General features: G+C 69.7%; 20 protein-coding genes. 12 read left to right on the forward strand and 8 right to left on the reverse strand.

Annotated features, from left to right (window positions below):
- Positions 1–62 precede the first annotated feature (62 nt).
- From KNN16_RS10010 to KNN16_RS10025, 4 genes are all read left to right on the forward strand, one after another.
- A complete protein-coding gene (locus KNN16_RS10010) occupies positions 63–3,236 on the forward strand; it encodes a tetratricopeptide repeat protein (RefSeq protein ID WP_303896704.1) in 3,174 nt (1,057 codons plus the stop codon).
- Positions 3,237–3,487: 251 nt separating this feature from the next.
- Positions 3,488–3,628 carry a hypothetical protein gene (locus KNN16_RS10015; protein WP_303896706.1) on the forward strand — a complete coding sequence of 47 codons (141 nt, stop codon included), beginning with the start codon at positions 3,488–3,490 and terminating at the stop codon, positions 3,626–3,628.
- Between the two features lie 41 nt (positions 3,629–3,669).
- Positions 3,670–3,915, forward strand: coding sequence for a hypothetical protein (locus tag KNN16_RS10020; protein ID WP_088571851.1), 246 nt, complete (start codon positions 3,670–3,672; stop codon positions 3,913–3,915).
- A 7-nt stretch (positions 3,916–3,922) separates the two neighbouring features.
- The gene (locus KNN16_RS10025; protein WP_303896707.1) at positions 3,923–4,342 is read left to right on the forward strand and encodes a two-component system response regulator; all 420 of its coding nucleotides are present in this window, start codon (positions 3,923–3,925) and stop codon (positions 4,340–4,342) included.
- Between the two features lie 115 nt (positions 4,343–4,457).
- On the opposite strand, the gene KNN16_RS10030 is transcribed toward KNN16_RS10025, so the two are convergent.
- Positions 4,458–4,973, reverse strand: coding sequence for a methylated-DNA--[protein]-cysteine S-methyltransferase (locus tag KNN16_RS10030; protein WP_303896708.1), 516 nt, complete (start codon positions 4,971–4,973; stop codon positions 4,458–4,460).
- A gap of 134 nt (positions 4,974–5,107) precedes the next feature.
- Between KNN16_RS10030 and KNN16_RS10035 the strand changes: the two genes are divergently transcribed.
- Both KNN16_RS10035 and glmU read left to right on the forward strand, forming a co-directional pair.
- Positions 5,108–5,905 carry a LysM peptidoglycan-binding domain-containing protein gene (locus tag KNN16_RS10035; RefSeq protein WP_303896709.1) on the forward strand — a complete coding sequence of 266 codons (798 nt, stop codon included), beginning with the start codon at positions 5,108–5,110 and terminating at the stop codon, positions 5,903–5,905.
- 97 nt (positions 5,906–6,002) lie between these two features.
- Positions 6,003–7,358 carry a bifunctional UDP-N-acetylglucosamine diphosphorylase/glucosamine-1-phosphate N-acetyltransferase GlmU gene (gene glmU / locus KNN16_RS10040; protein ID WP_303896710.1) on the forward strand — a complete coding sequence of 452 codons (1,356 nt, stop codon included), beginning with the start codon at positions 6,003–6,005 and terminating at the stop codon, positions 7,356–7,358.
- A gap of 9 nt (positions 7,359–7,367) precedes the next feature.
- Here glmU and KNN16_RS10045 read toward each other — a convergent pair whose 3' ends face one another.
- Positions 7,368–8,495, reverse strand: coding sequence for an aminotransferase class I/II-fold pyridoxal phosphate-dependent enzyme (locus KNN16_RS10045; protein WP_366972964.1), 1,128 nt, complete (start codon positions 8,493–8,495; stop codon positions 7,368–7,370).
- A 316-nt stretch (positions 8,496–8,811) separates the two neighbouring features.
- On the opposite strand from KNN16_RS10045, the gene KNN16_RS10050 reads away from it, so the two are divergent.
- From KNN16_RS10050 to scpB, 6 genes are all read left to right on the forward strand, one after another.
- Entirely contained in the window at positions 8,812–10,530 is a 1,719-nt protein-coding gene (locus tag KNN16_RS10050; RefSeq protein ID WP_303896711.1) for an ABC transporter permease subunit, read from the forward strand.
- Positions 10,531–10,716: 186 nt separating this feature from the next.
- The gene (era, locus tag KNN16_RS10055) at positions 10,717–11,736 is read left to right on the forward strand and encodes a GTPase Era (protein ID WP_299284040.1); all 1,020 of its coding nucleotides are present in this window, start codon (positions 10,717–10,719) and stop codon (positions 11,734–11,736) included.
- 11 nt (positions 11,737–11,747) lie between these two features.
- The gene (gene truB, locus KNN16_RS10060) at positions 11,748–12,638 is read left to right on the forward strand and encodes a tRNA pseudouridine(55) synthase TruB (protein ID WP_303896712.1); all 891 of its coding nucleotides are present in this window, start codon (positions 11,748–11,750) and stop codon (positions 12,636–12,638) included.
- Positions 12,635–13,615 (forward strand): bifunctional riboflavin kinase/FAD synthetase, encoded by a 981-nt coding sequence (locus KNN16_RS10065; RefSeq protein WP_303896714.1) that lies wholly within the window; start codon positions 12,635–12,637, stop codon positions 13,613–13,615. The genes truB and KNN16_RS10065 overlap by 4 nt, the downstream gene beginning before the upstream one ends.
- A gap of 41 nt (positions 13,616–13,656) precedes the next feature.
- On the forward strand, positions 13,657–14,226 hold the full coding sequence (locus KNN16_RS10070; RefSeq protein ID WP_299284034.1) for a hypothetical protein: 570 nt from the start codon (positions 13,657–13,659) through the stop codon (positions 14,224–14,226).
- 94 nt (positions 14,227–14,320) lie between these two features.
- The gene (gene scpB, locus KNN16_RS10075; RefSeq protein ID WP_369685898.1) at positions 14,321–14,860 is read left to right on the forward strand and encodes an SMC-Scp complex subunit ScpB; all 540 of its coding nucleotides are present in this window, start codon (positions 14,321–14,323) and stop codon (positions 14,858–14,860) included.
- Here the strand turns inward: scpB and KNN16_RS10080 are convergent.
- From KNN16_RS10080 to KNN16_RS10105, 6 genes are all read right to left on the reverse strand, one after another.
- A complete protein-coding gene (locus KNN16_RS10080) occupies positions 14,853–15,839 on the reverse strand; it encodes a sugar phosphate nucleotidyltransferase (RefSeq protein WP_299284030.1) in 987 nt (328 codons plus the stop codon). The genes scpB and KNN16_RS10080 overlap by 8 nt on opposite strands.
- A 70-nt stretch (positions 15,840–15,909) precedes the next feature.
- The gene (locus KNN16_RS10085; protein WP_303896716.1) at positions 15,910–17,151 is read right to left on the reverse strand and encodes a glycosyltransferase; all 1,242 of its coding nucleotides are present in this window, start codon (positions 17,149–17,151) and stop codon (positions 15,910–15,912) included.
- Between the two features lie 59 nt (positions 17,152–17,210).
- The gene (locus tag KNN16_RS10090; RefSeq protein WP_303896717.1) at positions 17,211–18,041 is read right to left on the reverse strand and encodes a carbohydrate ABC transporter permease; all 831 of its coding nucleotides are present in this window, start codon (positions 18,039–18,041) and stop codon (positions 17,211–17,213) included.
- A 6-nt stretch (positions 18,042–18,047) separates the two neighbouring features.
- Positions 18,048–18,959, reverse strand: coding sequence for a carbohydrate ABC transporter permease (locus KNN16_RS10095; protein WP_303896718.1), 912 nt, complete (start codon positions 18,957–18,959; stop codon positions 18,048–18,050).
- 76 nt (positions 18,960–19,035) lie between these two features.
- Positions 19,036–20,298, reverse strand: a complete 1,263-nt coding sequence (locus KNN16_RS10100) for an ABC transporter substrate-binding protein (protein WP_303896719.1) — start codon at positions 20,296–20,298, stop codon at positions 19,036–19,038.
- Positions 20,295–21,338: a LacI family DNA-binding transcriptional regulator gene (locus tag KNN16_RS10105; RefSeq protein WP_303896720.1), complete on the reverse strand. Its 1,044-nt coding sequence runs from the start codon at positions 21,336–21,338 to the stop codon at positions 20,295–20,297. Before KNN16_RS10105 ends, KNN16_RS10100 begins: the two co-directional genes overlap by 4 nt.
- Between the last annotated feature and the right edge of the window lie 86 nt (positions 21,339–21,424).

A 21,424-nucleotide genomic window follows, 5' to 3' on the forward strand; every position in this document is an offset into this window, starting at 1 on the left:
GGGGCCCGGCGGGGGTTGGGGGAAGCCGCTGGGCTCCGCCTGCCGGAGCGCAGGGGGGTGCCATGATTGCGGAGCTCCCCATTGCCAGAACCAAGATCTACCCGCCGGTGCGGCGCGGGCCGCTGCTGGAGCGTCCTCGCTTGCTCAACTTCCTGCACGAGAACATCGATAAGACCCTCATCCTGCTCTCCGCACCGGCCGGTTACGGAAAGACCGCCCTCCTCATCCAGTTCTATCACGACACCGACCTCCCCGTCGCCTGGTATAGCCTGGATGAGACGGACCGGAACCTCCACCGCTTCGTGGAGCACCTGGTGGCGTCCCTCCGGGAGCGGTTCCCTGCCTTCGGCCGCCTCACCCTGGGGGTGTTGCGGGCCGGCGCCCCTCCGGAGACGGTGGCCACCGCCATGATCAACGATATGCTCGAGAACATCCCCGACTACTTCGCCCTGATCCTCGACGACTACCATATGGTGGCCGAGCACCCTGGCATCCAGATCCTGATGCGCCACCTGCTGGAGCGCGCCCCCGAGCACCTTCACATCCTGCTGGCCAGCCGCGGCCCCTACGGCCTCCCGATGACCCCCCTGGTCGCCCGCCAGCAGGCCACCGGCCTGGGCGCCCGCCACCTCGCCTTCACCCCTGAGGAGGTCCGCACCCTCTTCGCCCGCCACTACGCCATGGAGCTCTCCGAGGAGGAAGCCCGGGCCCTGGCCCAGGAGACCGAGGGGTGGATCACCGCCATCCTCCTCCTGGTGGAGCACCTGCGGGAGACCGGGGCCTACCGCCCCCTGCGGCCCGGCGAGCCCGGCGCCCTCTACCGGTATCTCGAGGAGGAGGTCCTGCGCCGCCAGCCCCCCGAGCTCCAGGACTTCCTCCTGGAGACCGCCATCCTCCCCCTCTTCAACGTCGCCGCCTGCAACGCCGTGCGCGCCCGGGACGACTCCGCCCGCTGGATCGAGGAGGCCGACCGCCGCCAGCTCTTCCTGATCCAGGTCGAGACCACCGCGGAGGGCCCCTGGTATCGCTATCACCATCTCTTCCGGGAGTTCCTCAACCTCCGCCTGCGCTCCTGGGACCCCGCCCGTTACCGGGTCCTCCATCAGCGGGCGGGCCGGTGGTTCGCCGACCGCGGCGACGCCGAGGCCGCCGTCGCTCACTTCTTAGAGGCCGGGGACCTGGAGGCCGCCGTCGAGGCCATGGAGGGGGCGGTGCGCAGCGTCTTCGCCGCCGGGCGCCTGGAGACCCTGGGCCGGTGGTTCCGGGCCCTGCCCCCCGCCCGCCTCCGGCAGGCCCCGCGCCTGTTGCTTTACCAGGCCAAGATGCTCGCCGATACCGGCCGGCCGGAGGCCGCCCTCCACCTCCTGGACCAGGCCGCGGCGGCCTGCGGGCCGGGGGACGACCAAGTCCGGGTGGAGATCGAGATCCAGCGGGCCTCCACCCTGAACCTGATGGGCCGGCACGCCGAGGCCCTCGCCGCCGCCGAGGCCGCCCTCGCCGCCTGCCGGCCGGAGTGGACCCACCCCCTGGCCGCCGCCCACCGGCCGCGGGGCTTCGCCCGCCTCGCCCAGGGCCGCCCCCGGGAGGCCGAGCAGGACCTCCGCCAGGCCATGGCCCTGTTCCGCTCCCTGGAGGCCCCTTATGACCTCGTGAACACCCTCATCGAGCTCGCCGAGGCCCTGCGGGCCCAGGACCGGCTGGTGGAGATGGACCTCTACCTCCAGGAGGCCCTGGCCCTGGCCCGGTCCTTAGAGAACCCCCGTCCTCTCATCGTGTTGCTGAACAACCTGGGCTACACGGCCTACGCCCGGTGCCAGTTCGAGGCCGCCCGGCGCTACTACGAGGAGGGCCTGGGGCTGGCCCGCCAGGTGGGGAACCGGCGGATGGAGGCTTTCCTCCTCATCGGCCTGGCGGACCTGGCCCGGGACGAGGAGCGGCTGGAGGAGGCCATGGCGGCCTACCGGGCGGCCCTGGAGATCGCCCGGGAGATCCGCAACGCCTACCTCACCGCCTACGGCCTGGAGGGATTGGGGCGGGCCCTGCGGCTGAAGGGGCAGCCCCGCCAGGCCCTCGCCCCCCTGCGGGAGGCGGCGGAGATGGCGACCCGCCTGGGGGTGCAGACCCTGGCCGCGGTGGCCGCCCTCTCCCGGGGGATGGCCGAGGTGGAGGCCGGGCAGGCCCTGGACGGCCTCTCCCGCATGGCCCCGGCCCTGGAGCGCCTGCAGGGGGCGGACCTGCCCACCCGGGTGTGGGGGCACTTCCTGATGGCCCGGGCCTACTTCCTGGCCCACCGCCAGCGGGACGCCCTCCAGCAGCTCGCCGAGGCGGCCCGGCTCAACGGGCCGGACCTCCTCGTCGCCCCCCTGCTCCCGGAGCTCCGGCGGGCCGACCGGCTCTTCCGCGTGGCCGGGCGGCGGGGGGTGGAGTGGCCCCGCATCTGGGACCCCCTGCGCCGGCTTGGGCGGTCCCGCCGGGCCTCCGCCCGGGCCGCCTCGCCCCCTATGGAGATCCGGGCCTTCGGCCCCGGGGAGGTGTGGATCGAGGGCCAGCGCGTGGCCTGGCCCGAGGGCCGCAAGGCCTGGGAGCTGTTCTTCTTCATGCTCTCGGTGGGCTCGGCGACCCGGGAGGAGATCGGGGCGGCCCTCTGGCCCGACGCCGACCCGGCCCGCCTCACCGGTCAGTTCCACTCGGCCAAGTGGCGCCTCAAGCGGATCCTGAAGCGGGAGGTCCTGGTCTTCCGGGAGGGCCGCTACGCCTTCGACCGCCGCCAGCCCCACTGGTATGACGTGGAGATCTTCGAGGCCCACCTCCGGCAGGCCCGGGCCGCCCGGGGGACCCCCGAGGCCCTCTCCCATCTGCGGGCGGCCGTGGAGCTTTACCGGGGGGACTACCTGAGCGGCTGGAACGCCGAGTGGGCGGTGGAGCGCCGGGAGCGGCTGCGGGCCCAGTATCTGGAGGCCCTCCTCACCCTGGCGGAGGCGACCCTGACGGCGGGGGAGCCGGCGGCGGCCCTGGCCTGGTTCCAGCAGGCCCTGCAGGCCGACCCTTACCTGGAGGCCGCCTGCCTGGGGGCCCTCCGCTGTTACCTCGCCCTGGACCAGCCCGGCGCCGCCCTGGATCTCTACCGGCAGTATGCGGCCCGCCTGGAGCGGGAGCTGGGCCTGCGGCCCTCCCCGGAGGCCCAGGCCCTGTATGAGTCCATCCGCCGCGCCCGGAGCCCGACCGGCCGCCCGTGATCCGCCCTTCCCCCGGAGGCGGCCCCCGGACGCGGCGAGGGGGATCGACCGGTGCGGGATCGAAGGGCCTGGCCCATCGCGCCGCCCTCTCCTCGCCCGCCGGCGCGGGCGCCCCCCGTTTGAGCCCCGAACCCCTGACAGAATCCCTTAACCGCGCCCTTGATTCGTCAGAAATCCCTGCCCATCCCCGTGAGAGTTCCGTGAGAGGCCCTCGTTACGATGGAGCCAGAATCCTTTCGGGAGGAAGCGCCATGAAGGCCCGTGGGCTCGCGCTGGCGACCTGGCTGATGACCCATCCCCAGGCGTTCCGCCTGGCCCTGCTCGCGGTCTGGCTGGTCGGGGCCGTCTTCCGGCTGGCCAACCCGCCGGCGGGTGGCGACAGTCCTTCGTGATTCCCGGTCCTGCAGAGATTCCTCGATAAGGAGCGATGACCATGTCGGCGGCGGCGATCGACGAGCTGGTGGGCTGGGCCCTGATCGACGAGCGGATCCGCGAGGAGCTGCTGGGCCCCCGCCGGGCGGAGGTGCTGGCCCGCTACGACCTCACTGAGGAGGAGCGCCAGTGGCTGCTCCGGGTGCGGGCGAAGGACCTGACCGGCTTCGCCGCGGCGGCGGCCCGGTGGCTGGAGCATCGGGCGGCCCGGGACGAGACCCCTTTCCCCGATTACCTGTTCGCGTAGGTGGGCGATGAGACTCCTGATTGTGGAACAAAACCCGGATATGCGGCTGCTCTACCGCATCGGCCTGCGCAACGTGCCGTGGGAGATCCTGGAGGCGGGCACGATGGCGGATGCCCTGGAGCAGGTGACGGCGCGCCATCCGGACATCGTGCTGATCGGCGAGGAGCTGCCGGATGGCGATCCCTTCGAGCTCTGCGCCCGGATCAAGTCGAACCCGGAGACCCGGGACATCGTGGTGGCCATCGCGGTTTACTACATGGACGGCCTGATCCGGCGGCGGAGCCAGGAGGTGGAGGCCGATGCCTGCTGGCTGGGCCCGATCCCGCCCCGGGAGCTGCCCAAGCGGCTGGAGGAGCTCTATCACCAGGTCCGGCAGGCCGTCGCGGGTGGGAACAACGGGTCCTCGAATCGCCCGCCGCAAGGATAAACCCGGGGAACTTCGGCCGGGAGGGGCGGCCCGGAGGCTCGCCTCTCCCGGCCGCGGGGGAGCAGCATGGAAACGCCCCAAGGGGGCGCCTGCCCGGACCCCCGGGACGGAGGTGTCAGCGCTTCTGCGCGGGGAGGGCTCCTGCACTCCCCTCCAGCAGGAGGAGCCATCGCTTGAGGGAGAGCCCCCCGGTGTAGCCCCCCAGGCTCCCGTCCGAGGCGACCACCCGGTGGCAGGGGATGAGGATCGGGAGGGGGTTCGCCCCGAGGGCCTGGCCCACGGCCCGGGTCGCCCCCGGCCGCCCGATGCGCCGCGCCAGCTCCGCATACGAGATCGTCTGCCCATACGGGATGCGCAGCGTCTCCCGCCAGACTGCTTGCTGAAAGGCCGTGCCCTCCGGATCCAGGGGGACGGTGAACGTTTTCCGTTTCCCCCGCAAATACTCCAGGATCTGGGCGATGGCCTGGGCGGCCAAGCCTTCGTCCCATCGGATCAGCTCGGGGTGGGCCGCCTGAAGGGCCGCCCACTCTGAAGCGGCGTCCTCCCCGAAGATCACCCGCCGCACGCCCCGCGCCCCCGCCACCACCCACAGCGTCCCCAGCGGCGTCCCCTCCACCATCGACCAGTGCATGGCGCCTCCGTCCATCGAAAGGCTCCCCGCTGCGCAGGCAACGCCGGAATCCTCCATGGATTTTCCCCCCGTTCCGGCTTCTGCTAAAATGCCCCCGCTGCACCCTTTCTTCAGCCCAAGGTGAGGGAAGATCGATGCGTCGAACCGCTGGCTGGCTGCTCGCGGCATGGATCGGGCTCGCCCTGATGGGCCTCACAGTGGCCGGTCTGGCCGGCTCCGGACCCCGGGCCCTGGCCCAGGCGGCGGTCACCGCCACCCCGCGCCCCGATGGCTCGATCGTCCACACCGTGCAGGAGGGAGACACCCTCTTCGGCCTCGCCCTGCTCTACGGCACCACCGTAGACGAGATCCGGGCCCTGAACGGGCTGGACTCGGACCTGCTGATCGTCGGCCAGGAGCTCCTGATCCGGCCGCCGCAGGCTGCCCCGGCCGCTCCTTCGCCGACGCCCGCGCCGGTGGCGCGCCAGCCGGGGGCGCTGTGCACCGGGGCCTTCGAGGATCGGAACGGGAACGACCAGAAGGAAGAGGGGGAGCCCTGGATCGCGGGGGTGCGCATCGCCCTGGTGAACGGGCGCGGCTTTCAGCAGACTCTGATCTCCCAGGCCGGCCAGCCGGCCTGCGCCCGGGATCTGGAGCCGGGTTACTATCTCCTCGCCCTGGACGATCCGGCCGGCTACCAGGCCTCCGGCTCCCCGCGACGGGAGGTCTGGTTGCCATGGAACGCGGAAGTGACCCTGCTCTTCGGGCTCCGCCCGGCTGCCGCGTCCCCGGCCCCCACCCCTTCGCCGGCCCCTGCCGCGGCGAGCGCCTCCGGCCTCGATCTCACCCGCCTGGGGGAGGCGCTGCTGCTCGCCGCCGGGTTCCTCGCGCTGCTGCTGGCCGGGGGCGCGATCGGCTACTGGGTCGGCCAGCGGCGCGCCCGGCCGCGGTGAGGCATCCGGGGAGAACGGACCCGCGCCGGTGCGCCGCAACCGGGAACGCGGTGGCGAGGAGGATGTCCCCCTGAAAGCAAACCGAAAGGATCTGGCGATGACGTGGACGGGAGTGATCCTGGCGGCGGGGTTCAGCACCCGCTTCCGCTCCGAGCGGCCGAAGGTGATCCATCCCCTGGCCGGCCGCCCGATGATCCGGCACAGCATCGAGGCCCTGCGGGCGGCCGGATCGCCCCATCCTCCCGTGGTGGTCATCGGACCGGCTGCGGACCTGGTCCGGGAGGCGGCCGGCCCGGGGGTGCGCTTCGTCCTGCAGCCGGTCCCCCGGGGCACCGGCGACGCCGTCCGGTGGGCCGAGCCGCTCCTGCGGGAGGAGGCCTCCGACCTCCTGATCACCTATGCGGATCTCCCGCTGGTGCGTCCCGAAACCTACCGGCACCTGATGGAGGCTCACCGGGCGCAGGGAGCCACGCTCACCCTCCTCACCGCCCGACTCCCGGATCCCACCGGCTACGGCCGGGTGGTCCGGGATGAAGCCGGGCGGGTGGTGCGGGTGGTGGAGCAGGCCGAGGCGAGCCCGGAGGAGCAACACCTCTCGGAGATCAACGTGGGGGTCTACGCGGTGCGGGCGGCCTGGCTCTGGCCCGCCCTGGCCCGGCTGCAGCCCAGCCCGGTGAAGGGCGAGCTCTACCTCACGGATCTCGTCGCCCTGGCCACGGCGGACGGCGAGCCGGTGGAGGCGGTGCTCCTGGAGGATCCGGAGGAAGCCTTAGGGGTCAACACCCGGGTTCAGCTCGCTGAGGCCGAGCGGATCCTGCGCCGGCGGATCAACACCCGCTGGATGCTGGAGGGGGTCACCCTGATCGACCCCGAGCGTGTCTACATCGGGATGGACGCGGTCATCGGCCCGGACACGGTGATCTACCCCGACACCTACATCGAGGGGGAGACGCGGATCGGCCGCCGCTGTCGCATCGGGCCCAATACCATCCTGCGGGACGCGGTGATCGGGGATGATTGCGTGGTGGAGGCGTCGGTCGTGGAGGGCGCCGTGCTGGCGGATCGCGTCCACGTGGGGCCCTTCGCCCATCTCCGCCCGGGGACGCGGCTGGCGGAGGAGGTGCGGGTGGGGAACTTCGCCGAGATCAAGAACAGCGTCGTCGGCCCGCGGACCCGGATGCACCATTTCGGCTACCTGGGGGACGCCACGGTGGGCGCCGATGTGAACATCGGGGCGGGGACGGTGACCTGCAACTACGACGGGGTGCGCAAGCATCCCACAGTGATCGAGGACGGGGCCTTCATCGGCAGCGACACGATGCTGGTGGCCCCGGTGCGGGTGGGACGCGGAGCCAAAACCGGCGCCGGGTCTGTGGTGACCCGCGACGTCCCGCCGGAGACGCTGGTCTACGGGGTGCCGGCGCGCCCTCGCCCGGCCTCGGGATCCGAGTGAGGGGAGTTCTCAGGCAGCCCCCGACGCCGCCCGGCGCGCCCGCAACCGGCTGAGACGCGTCACCGCCTCCCGCAGGGTCTCCTCCCGCTTGCAGAAGGCGAAGCGGACCTGGCTGCGCCCTCGCTCCGGGTGGGCGTAGAAGCTGGAGCCGGGGACCACGGCCACGCCGATCTCCCGGACCAGGTGCATGGCGAAGGCGGTGTCGTCCTCGAAGCCGAAGGCCCGGAAGTCCGTCATCACGTAATAAGCTCCTTGAGGCCGCCAGACCTCGAACCCCAGCTCCTCCAGGGCGTCCACCAGCAGCCGCCGCCGGCGGTCGTAATCCGCCCGCAGCGCCTCGTAATAGGCGGGCGGGAACCGCAGGGCCACCGCGCTCGCCTCCTGGAGGGGGGCCGGCGCGCCCACCGTGAGGAAGTCGTGGACCTTGCGGATCGCGCCGGTGAGGTCCTCCGGGGCGATGCACCAGCCGATGCGCCATCCGGTCACCGCGTAGGACTTCGACATCCCGCTGATGGTGACCGTGCGCTCCCACATCCCGGGCAGGGTGGCGATGGGGATGTGGCGGTGGCCATCGTAGAGGATGTGCTCGTAGATCTCATCCGTGATGGCGTAGGCATCGTAGCGCTGGCACAGCTCGGCGATGAAGCGCAACTCCTCCTCTGAGAACACGTGGCCGGTGGGGTTGTGCGGCGTGTTGAGGATGATGGCCCGGGTGCGGGGGGAGAAGGCCCGCCGCAACGCGTCCGGGTCGAAGGTCCAGTCGGGCGGATGCAGGGGGACGTAGACCGGCTTCGCCCCGCTGATCCAGGTGTCCGGTCCGTAGTTCTCGTAGAAGGGCTCGAAGATGATCACCTCGTCGCCCGGGTTGAGCAGGGCGAGCAGGGTGGCGATCATGCACTCCGTGGCCCCACAGCACACGGTGATATGCCGCTCCGGGTCCAGCTCCATGCCGTAAAAGCGGCGATACTTTTCGGCGATGGCGGCCCGCAGGCGGGGGCTCCCCCACGTGATGGCATACTGGTTGTGGTCCTCGAGGATGGCCCGGGCGGCCGCCTCCTTCAGAGCCTCCGGGGCCGGGAAATCCGGGAACCCCTGAGCCAGGTTGATGGCTCCGAACTGATGCGCCCACCGGGTCATCTCCCGGATGACGGATTCGGTGAAATGCGTTACGCGATCTGCGGTGCGAGCCTTCACCGTCCACCCTCCGGCCGAGTTTGAACCCACAGGTGGGAAATCCTTCACGCCCTCGCGGCCGGGCGCTTCACGACCGCCGGGCTCCGGGGCGCCGCAAGGGATGCCTTCAAACCTCCAGTGGATTATGGGAGCGATGGGCTTTTGTGTCAAAGCGGCTTCCCCGAAATGGCCTGCCGGTTGAACGGGGACCGGGACCCTCTGCCTTTGGCGGTAAAATGGTTCCGGCCTTTGTGAGGGATCCCGGACGGAGCCATGGGGGATGCGGCGTTTCTTCGGTGCCTTCATCCCGATCCGTGTGGCCCTGAGCGGCGCGGATCTGGTCATCCTGCTGCTGCTGGGGGCGCTTCTGGTGCTGGGGATGGCCCTGGCGGTTCAGGCCCCGGCCGCGATCTCCGGGCCAGCGGTGAAGCTGGCCCCGGAGCTCCTGCCGTATTACGCCCTGCGCTCCCTCCTGCGCATGGCAATGGCCTATATCCTCTCCCTCCTGTTCTCCCTGACGGTGGGCTACCTCGCGGCGACCCGGCGCTGGGCCAGCGCGGTCATCCTCCCCATCCTGGACGTCCTCCAGTCGGTGCCGATCCTCTCCTTCCTTCCTGTGGTCGCCCTCTCCCTGACGGCCATCCTCCCCGAGGGCGTGGCGGTGGAGCTGGCCTCCATCGTCCTCATCTTCACCAGCCAGGTCTGGAACATGACCTTCAGCTTCTACCAGTCGTTGATCACCATCCCGGGGGATCTTCGAGAGGCGGCTCGCATCTTCCGGCTGAACCCCTGGCTCCGCTTCCGACATCTGGAGCTGCCTCACGCCGCCATCCCTTTGATCTGGAACAGCATGATGAGCTGGGCCGGGGGCTGGTTCTTCCTGATGGCGGCGGAGACCTTCACGGTCGGCGCCCGGGACTTCCGGCTGCTCGGTCTGGGGACCTACCTGCAGATGGCGGCGGAACAGGGAGATCTGCAGGCCCTGGGGTGGGGGTTGCTCGCCCTGATCGCGGTGATCGTGGGGATGGATCAGCTGATCTGGCGCCCCCTGCTGGCCTGGGCGGACAAGTTCCGCGTGGAGATGGTGGAAAGCGACGAGGCGCCCTCCTCCTGGCTTTATGACCTGTGGCAGCGCGCCGCGCTGTCTGAGTGGTTCCTGCAACGGGTCTGGGAGCCCCTGGTGGAGCGCGTGGATGCGGCGCTGGGCCGCCTGAGCGAGCAGCTGGCCGTCCGGCCGGCGCTGAACCCCATCCCGCCCTGGCTGGTGGGGTTGCCCTTCGCAGCCCTGGCCCTCCTCGGCCTGGGCTATGGCGTCGTGCAGGCCTATCACCTGCTCAGCGCGCTGCCCGCCTCGGCCCTGCCCCTCCTCGGCCTGGCCACCCTGGCCTCCATGGCCCGCGTCCTGTCTGCCCAGATCATCGCCCTGGCCTGGACGGTGCCGGTGGGGGTGTGGATCGGCATGAACCGCTCGCTGGCGGCACGGCTGCAACCCATCGTCCAGGTCGTGGCCTCCATCCCGGCCACCGCCCTCTTCCCGGTGATCCTGCTCTTCGTGCTCCGGCTCCCGCTGGGGATCGAGATCGCCGCCGTGCTGCTGATGTTGATGGGCACGCAGTGGTATCTGCTGTTCAACGTCATCGCCGGGGCCTCCGCCATCCCCCGGGATCTGATCTTCACCACGGAGATCCTGGGGCTCCGGGGCCTGGAGCGCTGGCGGGTGCTGATCCTGCCGGCGATCTTCCCCTACCTGATCACCGGTCTGATCACCGCCAGCGGCGGGGCGTGGAACGCCACCATCGTGGCGGAGTATGTGGAGTTCGCCGGCCGGGCCCACGCCACCCTGGGCCTGGGGGCCCTCATCGCTCAGGCCACCGGCCAGGGGGATTACCCCATGCTGTTCGCCGCCACCCTCACGATGATCCTCACCGTCGCGGCCATCAACCGCCTGGTCTGGCGCCGCCTCTACGCCATGGCCGCCGAACGGTTCCGCATGGAATGAGCCGACAAATTCCGAAGAGAAGCGATCTCCAGAGCGGGGCCGCGGCCGGGGGTGGAGTTGTCCTGCGATTTTAGACACACCCCAGCGCCGGTGAAGTCTCCTCTTTGAGCACAACCTGGGGTAACATAAATAAATGGCGTCCTTTCCGGACCCTGGCCGACAGGCCGATCTCAGCGAACCGGAGGCGTGAGCGCTGTGAACGTCCATCCATCCCAGGAGCCCGAGCCCTCGATCCCGGGGATCCCGGAATACGAGGAGGTCCCCCCGGGCCATAAGGCCGGCTTCGTGGCCATCATCGGCAAGCCCAACGTGGGCAAGTCCACCCTGCTCAACGCCTACCTGGGGACCAAGATCGCCATCGTTTCCCCGAAGCCCCAGACCACCCGCCATCGCATCCTGGGCGTGCTGACCCGGCCCGACGCCCAGGTGATCTTCATGGACACCCCGGGGATCCATCAGCCCTTCCACAAGCTGGGGGAGTATATGGTGGAGGTGGCCCGCCGGGCCATCCCGGACGCCGATGTGGTGGTCTTCCTGGTGGACGCCTCCCAGTGGCCGGATGAGGAGGATCGCATGATCGCCGAGCTGCTGAAGGAGCAGGCGGCGGATAAGCCTGTGATCCTCGCCCTGAACAAGATCGATCTTCTGAAATCCGACCGGGAGGCCCACTTGGCTGCCTACCGGGCCCTGGCCCCTACCCCGCCGGACGCCGAACCCCCTTTCCCCTGGGAGGAAGTCCAGATCTCCGCCATCCGAGGGGATAACCTGGATCAGCTGCTGGAACGGATCATCGCCCATCTCCCGGAGGGGCCCCGCTATTACGACCCGGAGATGCTGACGGACCAGCCGATGCAGATGATCGTGGCGGAGCTCATCCGGGAGAAAGCCCTGCTCCTGCTGCGGGAGGAAGTCCCCCACGGGATCGCGGTGGAGATCACCGATTGGGTGGATCGCAACCCGAACCTCACCTACATCGCCGCCACGATCTATGTGGAGAAAGAGACCCACAAGCCCATCGTCATCGGCGAGAACGGGCAGATGCTCAAGCGCATCGGGGCGGCGGCCCGTCAGGAGATCGAGGCCCTCCTGGGCCACGCCGTTTACCTCGAGCTCTGGGTGAAGGTCCGCAAGAACTGGCGGCGGGATCCGGAGCAGCTGCGCCGCCTGGGCTACGCCCTCCCCCGGGAGCGCAAAGGACGCCGTTGAGGAGCCCGGCGATGAAAGGGCCCGCAGGCCTGCTGGTGCTGGACAAACCCCAGGGCTGGACCTCCCACGACGTTGTGGAGCGGGTCCGGCGGTTGACCCGCGTCCGGCGTGTGGGCCACGCCGGGACCCTGGATCCCCTGGCGACCGGGGTGCTGGTGATGCTGATCGGGCCGGCCACCCGGCTGGCGGAGTTCCTGCTCCGGCACGACAAGCGTTACCGGGCCACCCTCCGCCTGGGGATCGCCACCGACACGGGAGACGCGGAAGGACGGGTCCTGTTCGAGCGGCCGGTGGCGATCTCGCGGGAGGCCTTCGAGGAGGTCCTGCAGGCTTTCATCGGGGAGATCGATCAGATCCCCCCCGCCTTCTCCGCCATCCGGATGGGCGGGGAGCGGCTGTATGAGAAGGCCCGCCGGGGCGAGCCGGTGTCTCCCCCGCCGCGCCGGGTGCGCATCGACGCCCTGCGGCTGGTGGAGTGGAACCCTCCATGGGCGGTCCTGGAGGTGGACTGCTCCGCGGGCACGTATATCCGCGCCCTGGCCCGGGACATCGGGGAGCGCCTGGGATGCGGAGCCCATCTGACGGCGCTGCGGCGCCTGGCCAGCGGGCCCTTCACCCTGGCCGACGCGGTCCCCTGGGAGGCCTTCGAGGCCGCCGCCCGGGCGGGATCCTGGACGGCTTACCTGCGCCCGGTGGGGGAGGCATTGCCGGACTGGCCCCCGGTGACCCCGGGCGAGGCGCTCCTCGTCCGGCTGCGCCACGGCCAGGCCCTCCCGGCGGCCGCGCTCCCCCATCCCGGCCCCCGCCTCCGGGTCCACGGGCCGGACGGGGAGCTGATCGCCCTGCTGGAGCGGCGGGGGGACCGCTGGCAGCCCGTGCGGGTGTTTCCGGAGGATCCATGAGCAGGGAACCGGTGGGAAAGGAGCCGCGGATGCGTTTCGTCCAGGATCTGGAGGAGGTGGAGCCGTTCCCTTCCGTGGTGACGGTGGGCGCCTTCGACGGCGTGCACCTGGGTCATCAGGCCCTCATCGCCCAGGTCGTGGCCATGGCCCGGGCGACAGGCGGGCGCGCCGTGGTGGTCACTTTCTTCCCGCACCCCGCCGTGGTCCTGCGCGGGGAGACGCCGTTCTACCTCACGTCCCCCGAGGAGAAGCGGCGCTACATCGCCCGCCTGGGGGTGGACCTGCTGGTCCAGCTCCCCTTCACGCCGGAGACGGCCCGCATCCGGGCCGCGGCGTTCGTGGAGCAGCTGGTCCGCATCGGCATGCGGGCCCTCTGGGCCGGCCCGGATTTCGCCCTGGGCTATCGGCGGGAGGGGACCCTGCCCGTCCTGGAGGCGCTGGGCCGCCAGCACGGCTACACGGTTCACGTCGCCATGGAGTTCCATCTGGGCGGTCGCCCGGTGCGCAGCAGCCGGATCCGTGAGGCGCTGCGGCAGGGGGACGTGCGCGCCGCTGCGGAGTGCCTGGGGCGTCCCTTCGCGGTCAGCGGAGAGGTCATCGCCGGGGCCGGCCGGGGGCAGCGCCTGGGCTTCCCCACCGCCAACCTCGCCATCTGGCCGGAGCACGCCCTCCCGGCGGACGGGGTGTATGCGTGCTGGGCGGATCTGCCGGAAGGGATCCGCCGCATGGCGGTGGTCAACATCGGGGTCCGGCCCACCTTCGATCAGAGCCAGGAGCGCATCGTCGAGGCCCATCTGCTGGACTGGCACGGCGATCTCTACGGCCGGCGGGTGACGCTGCACTTTATCGAACGCCTGCGGGAGGAGCGCCGGTTCCCGTCGGTCGCGGACCTGGTCGCGCAGATCCATCGGGACGTCGAGCGGGCCCGCGCGTTGCTGGAGGCGATGGCGCCGCCCGTTCCCATCGAGGCGGAGTAGCGCGGCATGACCGCTTCCGGATCTCCCTGCGGAGGCAAGCGATGAACACGCTGAACCGCGTCCTGGTGGTGTTGATGATCCTGCTGGCCATCCCGCTCTGCAGCGTGGTCCTCATCACGCCGGTGGAGCTGGCCCGCCTGCTCCAGGCCGGCCTGGGGAATCTGGCGGAGAGTCTCAGCCAGATCCGCCCTGAGATCCGCTATGGGGTGGGGATCCTGCTGGCCCTGGTGGTGGACGCCCTGCTCCTCCTGTGGCTGGTGCTGGAGGTCCGGCCCCCGCGGCGGATCATCCGGGTCCCGGGGGTGAGCGGGGCGACGGTGGCCGTGGCCGTGGATTCCATCCGGGAGCGGCTGCGGTATCATCTGGATCAGCTGGCCGATGTGATCGAGGTGCGGCCCCGGGTGATCCCGCACCGGGACGGGCTGCAGGTCGAGCTGGATGTCCTCACCGCGCCCGAGGTGGACGTTCCCCGCAAGGCGGAGGAGATCCTGCAGATCGCGCGGGTGGTGGTGGAGGAGAAGATGGGCCTGCGCCTGCGGGGCCAGCCGGTGGTCCGCATCCGCCATGCTCCCTATCCACGGGGGGAGCGGCGCCCGCCGGCCTCGGCCTGATCGGCGGCGTGAGGGTCTTATGGATGGAAATCGGATGGAGTTCGGGAGGTCGGGAGCCGTGACCGAGCCGGAGCGGGAATGGTTCCCCCGGCCGCTGATCCAGCCCAACGGGGAGCTCTCCCTGGAGGCGCGGGTGGAGGCGTTGCTGTTTGTCGCGGAGGAGCCTCCTTCCGTCGCTCAGCTGGCCCGGGCTCTGGAGGCCACCCCGGAAGCGGTGGAGGAGGCGCTGCGGGGGCTGGCGGAGCGCCTGAAGGATCGGGGGCTCCGGCTGCAGCGGAAGGGGGATCGGGTGCAGCTGGTGACCGCGCCGGAGGCGGCGGAGGACGTGCGCCGCTTCCTGGGCCTGACCGCAGGCCCGCGGCTTTCCCCCGCCGCCCTGGAGACGCTGGCCATCATCGCTTACCGCCAGCCCATCACCCGCGCGGAGATCGAGGCCATCCGCGGGGTGAACTGCGATGGGGTGCTGCGCACCCTCCTCGCCCGCGGGCTGATCGAGGAGGTCGGGCGGTCGGAAGGGCCGGGCCGCCCCATCCTTTACGGGACCACCTTCCTCTTCCTCCAGCATTTCGGGCTGCGTTCCCTGGAGGACCTCCCGCCCCTGGATGGGGCGAAGGAGGGCGCCTCCGCTACGTGAAATCGATGCTGGAGGAGTCCCCCACGTTGAAGCGGCGGAACCGTCCGCCCACGTAGGCGTCGCGGCCGATGAGGGATCCTTCCAGGATGGCGTTCACGATGCGCGCCCCGCTGTCGACGATGGAGTCGCGGATGATGGCGTTCTCGATGAAGCAGCCGTCCGCGATGGTGGCGTAGGGGCCGATGACCGCGTGGCGGACGTGGGCGGTGGGGGAGATGAAGACGGGTGGGATGATCACCACCCCCTCGCGCTGGGCCTCCCGGGAGTTGTCGTGGCCGTGGGCGAGCAGGTAGCGGTTGGTCTCCAGCACCGCCTCCGGCGTCCCGCAATCCACCCAGACGTTCACCTCGCGCACCCGCAGCCGCTGGCCGTATTCCAGGAAGATGTTCAGGGCGTCCGTCAGGAAATACTCGCCCCGGGTGCGGATCCCTCGGGCCATCAGCTCCTCGCAGGCTTTCACCAGCAGGGGGCCGTTGCGGATGTAATACATCCCGATCACCGCCAGGCGGTTCTCCAGGCTGGCCGGCTTCTCCACGAAGCGGGTGACATAGCCCCGGGCGTCGAGCTCCACCACCCCGAAGCGGCGGGGATCCTCCACCTCCTTCACGAAGGCGATCCCATCCGCATCTTTCGGATCCAGGTCCCGAAGGTCCGCCTCGAAGAGGGTGTCGGCGAAGATGATCACGATGGGGCCGTCGATGTAGTCCCGGGCCAGCCAGAGGGCGTGGGCCTGGCCGAGGAGCTCCTTCTGCTCCACGTAGCGGGCGGGGAGGCGATAGGTGCTGTCCACATACTGCTGGATCTGCTCGCCCAGGTAGCCCACGATGAAGATGTATTCCTCCGGGTTGAGGGCGGCCAGCTTCTCCAGGATGTAGCCCAGGAAGGGCTTGCCGGCCACGTTGATGAGGGGCTTCGGCTTGCTGTAGGTGTGCGGCCGCAGCCGGGTCCCGAACCCGGCCACCGGGATCACCGCTTTCATCACCGGACCTCCAGCGGAAGGTAGGGGTTTTCATCTTAGCCGAAGCCCGCCGGAAGGGGAAGCCCATCCCTTACCCGGCTATCAGCTCCCGCAGGAGGGCGAGCTCGTCCCGGAGGCCCCGGGTGCAGAGGAAGTGGCGTCGCACATGCTCCCGCCCGCGCGCCCCCATCGCCTGCCCCTCCTCCGGATGGGAGAGGAGATAGAGGGCCTTCTCCGCGCACGCCGCAACGCTGTCCACCAGGAATCCCGTCTCCCCATCGCGGATCTGCAGAGGGATCCCGCCGGTCCGGCCTCCGATGACCGGTTTGCCCTTCCACAGGGCTTCGGTCACCGTCAGCCCGAACCCCTCCCGCAGAGATTTCTGGATCACCACCGCGGCTGCCCGCTGGAAGGCGTTCACCTCCCAAGCCCCCACCCCATGGAAGTTGTGCAGCACGTGGAGGTCCGGATCCTCCCCCGCGTGCCGGAGCGTGCGGTCGTAATACCACCAGCCCTCCGGGTCGTCGTGGGCCATGGAACCCACCAGGGCCAGCTGGACCTCCGGCCGCTCCCGTTTCACCAGGCGATAGGCATCGATCACCCCGATGGGATCCTTCCACGGATCAAAGCGGGAGACCTGGAGGAGGAGGGGCCGCTGGGGGTCCACCCCGAAGCGGGCGACGATGGCGCGAGCTTCATTCTCCTTCATCGGGGCGTTCTTTGGGGAGAGGGGATCGATGGTCGGCGGGATGAAGGCCACCCGGCGGACCGGGAAATCCGGCCCCACGTATTCGGCCATGGTGAAGATCGCCGCGTCGTAGATGGAGAGATAGGGGAGCAGGAAAGACCAGAAGGGCGGATGTGGGGTCCGGGTGTCGATGTGACAGCGCCAGATCCAGAGCCGGGCCCCCCGCCGCTCCCGGAACGCCGGGATGCCGGCCGGCTGGGGGTCGTGGATGAAGATCACGTCGTAAGCTCCTTCCAGCTGCGCGGCGTTGCGCCGGTTCCCCTCCCGCCAGATCTCCTGCATCTCGGGAGGGAAGGGAAGCTCCATCCCTTGCAGGCCGTTATGCATGGCCTTGGTGACCCGGAAGAAGGCCTCGTCGCCATGGATCACCCGCCATTCCGCCTCCAGGCCCAGATCACGCAACAAGGGGATGTGGGTGCTCAGGATCTCCGCCACGCCGCCGCCGAAGGCGGTGGCGTTCACATGCAGCACGCGCATGCCGCGCAGCGGCGCGGCCAGCTCCCGCAGCGCTTCGACCTCCTCCTCTCCCACCACCGGACGCAGCGCGTCCAGGGAGCGGGGCGTCACAGACACCGGCTCGTGCATCGCGGGCTCTCCTTGCAGGGGATAAGGCCTGGGAGGCGCCTGCGGGCCCTGCCCCGGGCTCATTTCAGCGTCCATCCGATCAGGCCGCGGATGTAGTAGCGCTGGAGCAGGGCGAAGACCAGGATGGGCACGCTCATGGTCAGGATGGAGGCGGCGGTGAGCACCCCCCAGTCGATGTGATATTGCCCTCGCAACAGCGGGATGCGCTGGGTGGCCACCAGCTTCTCCGGATCGTAGATCAGGATCAGGGCCATGAAGAAGTCGTTCCAGGCCCAGGTCAGTTGCAGGGCGGCCGCCGAGGCCAGGCCGGGGAGGCTCAGGGGCAACACGATTCGGGTGAAGATCTGGAACCGGCTGGCCCCGTCCAGGCTGGCCGCCTCTTCGATCTCCGGAGGCAGGGTGGAGAAATAGTTGCGCAGGAAAAGGGTCACCCAGGGCAGGGCCCACGCGGTGTGCACCAGGATCAATCCCGCGTAATGGTTGATCAGCCCCAGATCCCGCAGGAACCGGAACAGAGGAACAGCCACCATCTGCTGGGGGATGGCCATCAGCAACACGATGACCAAAAAGAGCGGATCCCGAAGCGGGAAGGGGAAGCGCAGCATGGCGTAAGCGGCCATGGCCCCGATGAAGAGAGGCAGGATCGTGGAAGGAATCACCACCAGCAATGAGTTGCGGATCCCCTGGCTCATCGGCGCGGTGGGATGGTTCCAGGCTTTGACGAAGTTGTCCAGAGAGATGGTGAAGGAAGAGAACTGCCACCAGCCGTGGATCAGTTCGCTCTGGGGGCGCAGGGCGCTCATCAGGATCCCGAGGAAGGGGACGATCCAGGCCAGCCCGATCCCCCAGGCCAGGGCGTTGATCAACAGCTCCCGTCCCCATCGCCGCATGGCCGCTCACTCCGAGGACCTCAGGGTCCGCACGAACCAGAGGCCGACGATCAGGGTGAAGAGGCTGAGCATGGTCGCCACCGCCGCCGCCCGCGGGAACTCCAGGGCGCGGAAGGCGTAGAAATACATCTGGAGGGCAAGCACCATGGTGGCCCCGCCCGGCCCGCCCAGGGTTGCCGTGTAGACGATGTCGAAGATCTTCAGCTCCCAGAGGATGGTCATGGCCACGATGACCATGGTGACCGGTCGGAGGCTGGGGACCGTGATATACCAGAACTGTTGGAGGGGGCCGGCCCCGTCCACCGCGGCGGCCTCGTAGTAATCCCGGGGGATCGTGGCCAGGCCGGCGCTGTAGAGGATCATGCTGAAGCCGGCCCAGAGCCAGACCGATCCGAGGATGAGGGCGGGGAGCGCGGTCTCCGGATAGGCGGTCCAGCTCCGTCCCAGCGCCGTCAGCCCCACCGCCCGCATGATCGCCGTCACCACCCCCGCGTTCTCATCGAACAGGAAGCGGATGATCACCCCGCCCACGATCATCGGGGTGACCATTCCCAGGAAGATGACCGACTTCAGGAAGGTGGCCCCCCGGGCCCGCTCCAGCAGCACCGCCAGGATCAGGCCCAGCCCCACGGTAAGGGGGAGATGGAGCAGGATCCAGACGGCGTTGTGCACCAGGGAACCCCAGGGCGGCGGCCCGGGGGGGAAACCGGCGAGGTTCAGGGTGTCCGAATCGGAGAGAACCTCGATGAAGTTCCTCAGGCCGACGAAAGCGCCCCGCTTGTCCGTAAAGCTGAGGGCGACCGTCTGCATCGCGGGCAGGACGATCAGCAGGGAGATCAGGGCAAGGGCGGGGGCGGTGAACGCCAGGAACGCCCCCCAGCGCCGTATGCGCTCCCATCGAACGCGATGGAGCCTCATTCGCTCCCCTCCCCTCTCGGGCGGCCCGCCGGATCCAGGAGGGGAGGGCCCGCTCAGGCCCTCCCCTCGCCTGCTCTCACTTCGTGGGGAACTTGGCGTCCAGCTGCCGGAGCACGCTGTCCAGGGCCTGGGGGCGGACCCAGAGGAGCTTCATCTGATCCCAGAACAGACGTTGCCAGTCGCCACCCACGGCGTCATCCAGGTCCGGCACCGTCGGCTGCTCCACTTTGGCCAGCGCCTCCGCCAGGGCGCGGTCCGCCGGCGGGTAGACGTCCGGGGAGATGTCCTTGCGGCCGGCCAGCTTGCCACCCTGTTTGGCCCGGACCTCCATCCCCTCCTTGCTGATCATGAAGGCGATCAGCTGCTTGGCCGCCTCCACGTTCTCGCTGTATTTGGGGATGAAGGCCCAGTCCGTCCCGCCCACCACGCCGCGGGCTCCGGGCAGGGTGAAGACCCCCAGATCGTTGGGATCCTTCACCATGCCGGTCAGCCAGTTCCCCATGAAGAACAGGCCGTATTCCTCATTCCACCAGAGGTCGATGGCCTGGGTCCACTCCACCGGATCGCTGAAGTATTTGCCGAGGAGGGGCACCAGCCGCTCGGCGAAAATGGATCGGACCTGGGGGTCGGTGAAGCGGACCTTGCCGGCGATGAGGTTCTGCTGGAGCTCCGGCCCGCCGAAGGTGATCAGGAAGTGCTCCACGATGTCCCCCACCGGCCAGCCCACGCCGTCGCCGGTGATGATCGCCTTCTTGATCCCAGGGATCGCCGAGATCTTGTCCAGGAGAGCCAGGAACTCCTCCCAGGTGGTCGGCGGCTGCAGGTTGTGCTTCTGGAAGAAGGACTTCTTATACCAGAAGCCCGGCTTCACCCACAGGACATATGGGACGGCGTAAACCCGGCCGTCCACGGTGGTGGGCTGGAGGACAAACTGGTTCGCCTCCTTCTGCCACAGGTCCGTGAGATCCACCGCGTGGTCCTTGTTCTCCCGGACCCACCACTCCCACATGAAGATCACATCGCCCGGGGCCTGCTTCGCCTCGAATTGGGGCGGCAGGACCTGGGAGAGGTCCTCCGCGCGGTAGATCCGATACTGGATCTTCACGCCCAGCTTCTCCTCCGCAGCCTTGAGGACCGGGAGGAACTGGTCCATCTCCGCCCCCGCCCACGGGCCGATGACCGTCAGGGTGGGGATCACCTTGGTGACCTCGACGGTTTTCTCCACCGTCCGCTCCACCACCCGGGTTTCCACGATGCGTTCGGGGGTGGGGGTGGCCGCCGGCACGCATGCGCTCAGCGCGAGCATCAGGACCACGAGGGCCAGACCGATGCGCTTCATGCTCCACCTCCTGCGCCACAGGATTGACGGATGATCAGCCCGGTGGCCAGCCGGATCTCCTGCGTGGGAGGCCTTCCCTCCTCGATCCACCGGAGGAGCAGGTGGCCTGCGTGGAGCCCCAGCTCCTCCGCCGGCAGGTGCACGGTGGTCAACGGGGGATCCACATAAGCGGAGAGGGGAACATCGTCGAAGCCCACGATGGCGATGTCCTGGGGGATGCGCAGGCCGCGGCGCCGGATGGCCTGCAGGGCTCCGAAGGCCACCACGTCGCTGGCCACGAAGACGGCTGTGGGGGGATGCGGGAGCCGGAGCAGCTGCTCCATAGCCGCCGCGCCGCTGGCCGGGGTGAAGGCGCCGAAGGCGACCCATGCCTCCTCGTAGGGCAGACCGGCCTCCTCCAGGGCCTGGCGATAACCCAGCCAGCGCTCGTAACTCGCCGTGTAAGAGAGGGGGGCGTTGGTGATCAGCCCGATGCGCCGGTGGCCCAGGCGGATTAAATGGCGAACCGCCTCCGCCGCGGCCTGAACGTTGTCCACGTCCACGGAGGGGATCGGGGTGTCGCTCAGGCGGCCCAGGAGGACGACGGGGGTCTCCTGGCTCCAGCGCGCCAGCCACTCCCGATCCTCAAAGCGAGGCCCGGAGAGGATCAGCCCATCCACCCGGCGCTCCTGAAGCAACGCCACCGTCTCCTCCGGGGGGTGATCCGGGGAGAGGGGGAAGATCAACAGATGAAAGCCCGCCTTTCGCAGCACGCGGCTCAGGCCGCGGAGGACCTCGGGGAGGAAGGCATCGGCGAAGACCTGATCGGGGGTCTGCCGCAACACCAGGGCGATCACCTCCGCGCGCCCGCGCACCAGATGCCGGGCCGCCGCGTGCGGGCGATAGCCCAAGCGCGCCGCCGCCTCCCGCACCCGCCGCCGGGTCTCCTCCGGGATCCGAACGCCCACCACCCCGTTGAGCACCAGCGAGACCGTGGTGCGGGAGACCCCCGCCAGACGGGCCACATCCTCCGCCGTCGGAGCCCGCCGAGGCTTCCCCATCTTATCCCCTCTGCCGCGGGAATCCGATCACTGGTAACACGTGTTAGCATCCTCATGTTAATCCCTTCAACTCAACTTGTCAAGTG

Origin of the sequence: Thermoflexus hugenholtzii (assembly GCF_018771565.1) — a bacterium.
Classification (GTDB): domain Bacteria; phylum Chloroflexota; class Anaerolineae; order Thermoflexales; family Thermoflexaceae; genus Thermoflexus; species Thermoflexus hugenholtzii_A.

Bases quoted from the DNA above. Each gene is read 5' to 3' on its own strand.
- KNN16_RS10010 (WP_303896704.1), top strand. From the start codon at position 63: ATGATTGCGGAGCTCCCCATTGCCAGAACCAAGATCTACCCGCCGGTG.
- KNN16_RS10015 (WP_303896706.1), top strand. From the start codon at position 3,488: ATGAAGGCCCGTGGGCTCGCGCTGGCGACCTGGCTGATGACCCATCCC.
- KNN16_RS10020 (WP_088571851.1), top strand. From the start codon at position 3,670: ATGTCGGCGGCGGCGATCGACGAGCTGGTGGGCTGGGCCCTGATCGAC.
- KNN16_RS10025 (WP_303896707.1), top strand. From the start codon at position 3,923: ATGAGACTCCTGATTGTGGAACAAAACCCGGATATGCGGCTGCTCTAC.
- KNN16_RS10030 (WP_303896708.1), bottom strand. From the start codon at position 4,973: ATGCACTGGTCGATGGTGGAGGGGACGCCGCTGGGGACGCTGTGGGTG.
- KNN16_RS10035 (WP_303896709.1), top strand. From the start codon at position 5,108: ATGCGTCGAACCGCTGGCTGGCTGCTCGCGGCATGGATCGGGCTCGCC.
- glmU (WP_303896710.1), top strand. From the start codon at position 6,003: ATGACGTGGACGGGAGTGATCCTGGCGGCGGGGTTCAGCACCCGCTTC.
- KNN16_RS10045 (WP_366972964.1), bottom strand. From the start codon at position 8,495: ATGACCCGGTGGGCGCATCAGTTCGGAGCCATCAACCTGGCTCAGGGG.
- KNN16_RS10050 (WP_303896711.1), top strand. From the start codon at position 8,812: ATGCGGCGTTTCTTCGGTGCCTTCATCCCGATCCGTGTGGCCCTGAGC.
- truB (WP_303896712.1), top strand. From the start codon at position 11,748: ATGAAAGGGCCCGCAGGCCTGCTGGTGCTGGACAAACCCCAGGGCTGG.
- KNN16_RS10065 (WP_303896714.1), top strand. From the start codon at position 12,635: ATGAGCAGGGAACCGGTGGGAAAGGAGCCGCGGATGCGTTTCGTCCAG.
- KNN16_RS10070 (WP_299284034.1), top strand. From the start codon at position 13,657: ATGAACACGCTGAACCGCGTCCTGGTGGTGTTGATGATCCTGCTGGCC.
- KNN16_RS10080 (WP_299284030.1), bottom strand. From the start codon at position 15,839: ATGAAAGCGGTGATCCCGGTGGCCGGGTTCGGGACCCGGCTGCGGCCG.
- KNN16_RS10085 (WP_303896716.1), bottom strand. From the start codon at position 17,151: ATGCACGAGCCGGTGTCTGTGACGCCCCGCTCCCTGGACGCGCTGCGT.
- KNN16_RS10090 (WP_303896717.1), bottom strand. From the start codon at position 18,041: ATGCGGCGATGGGGACGGGAGCTGTTGATCAACGCCCTGGCCTGGGGG.
- KNN16_RS10095 (WP_303896718.1), bottom strand. From the start codon at position 18,959: ATGAGGCTCCATCGCGTTCGATGGGAGCGCATACGGCGCTGGGGGGCG.
- KNN16_RS10100 (WP_303896719.1), bottom strand. From the start codon at position 20,298: ATGAAGCGCATCGGTCTGGCCCTCGTGGTCCTGATGCTCGCGCTGAGC.
- KNN16_RS10105 (WP_303896720.1), bottom strand. From the start codon at position 21,338: ATGGGGAAGCCTCGGCGGGCTCCGACGGCGGAGGATGTGGCCCGTCTG.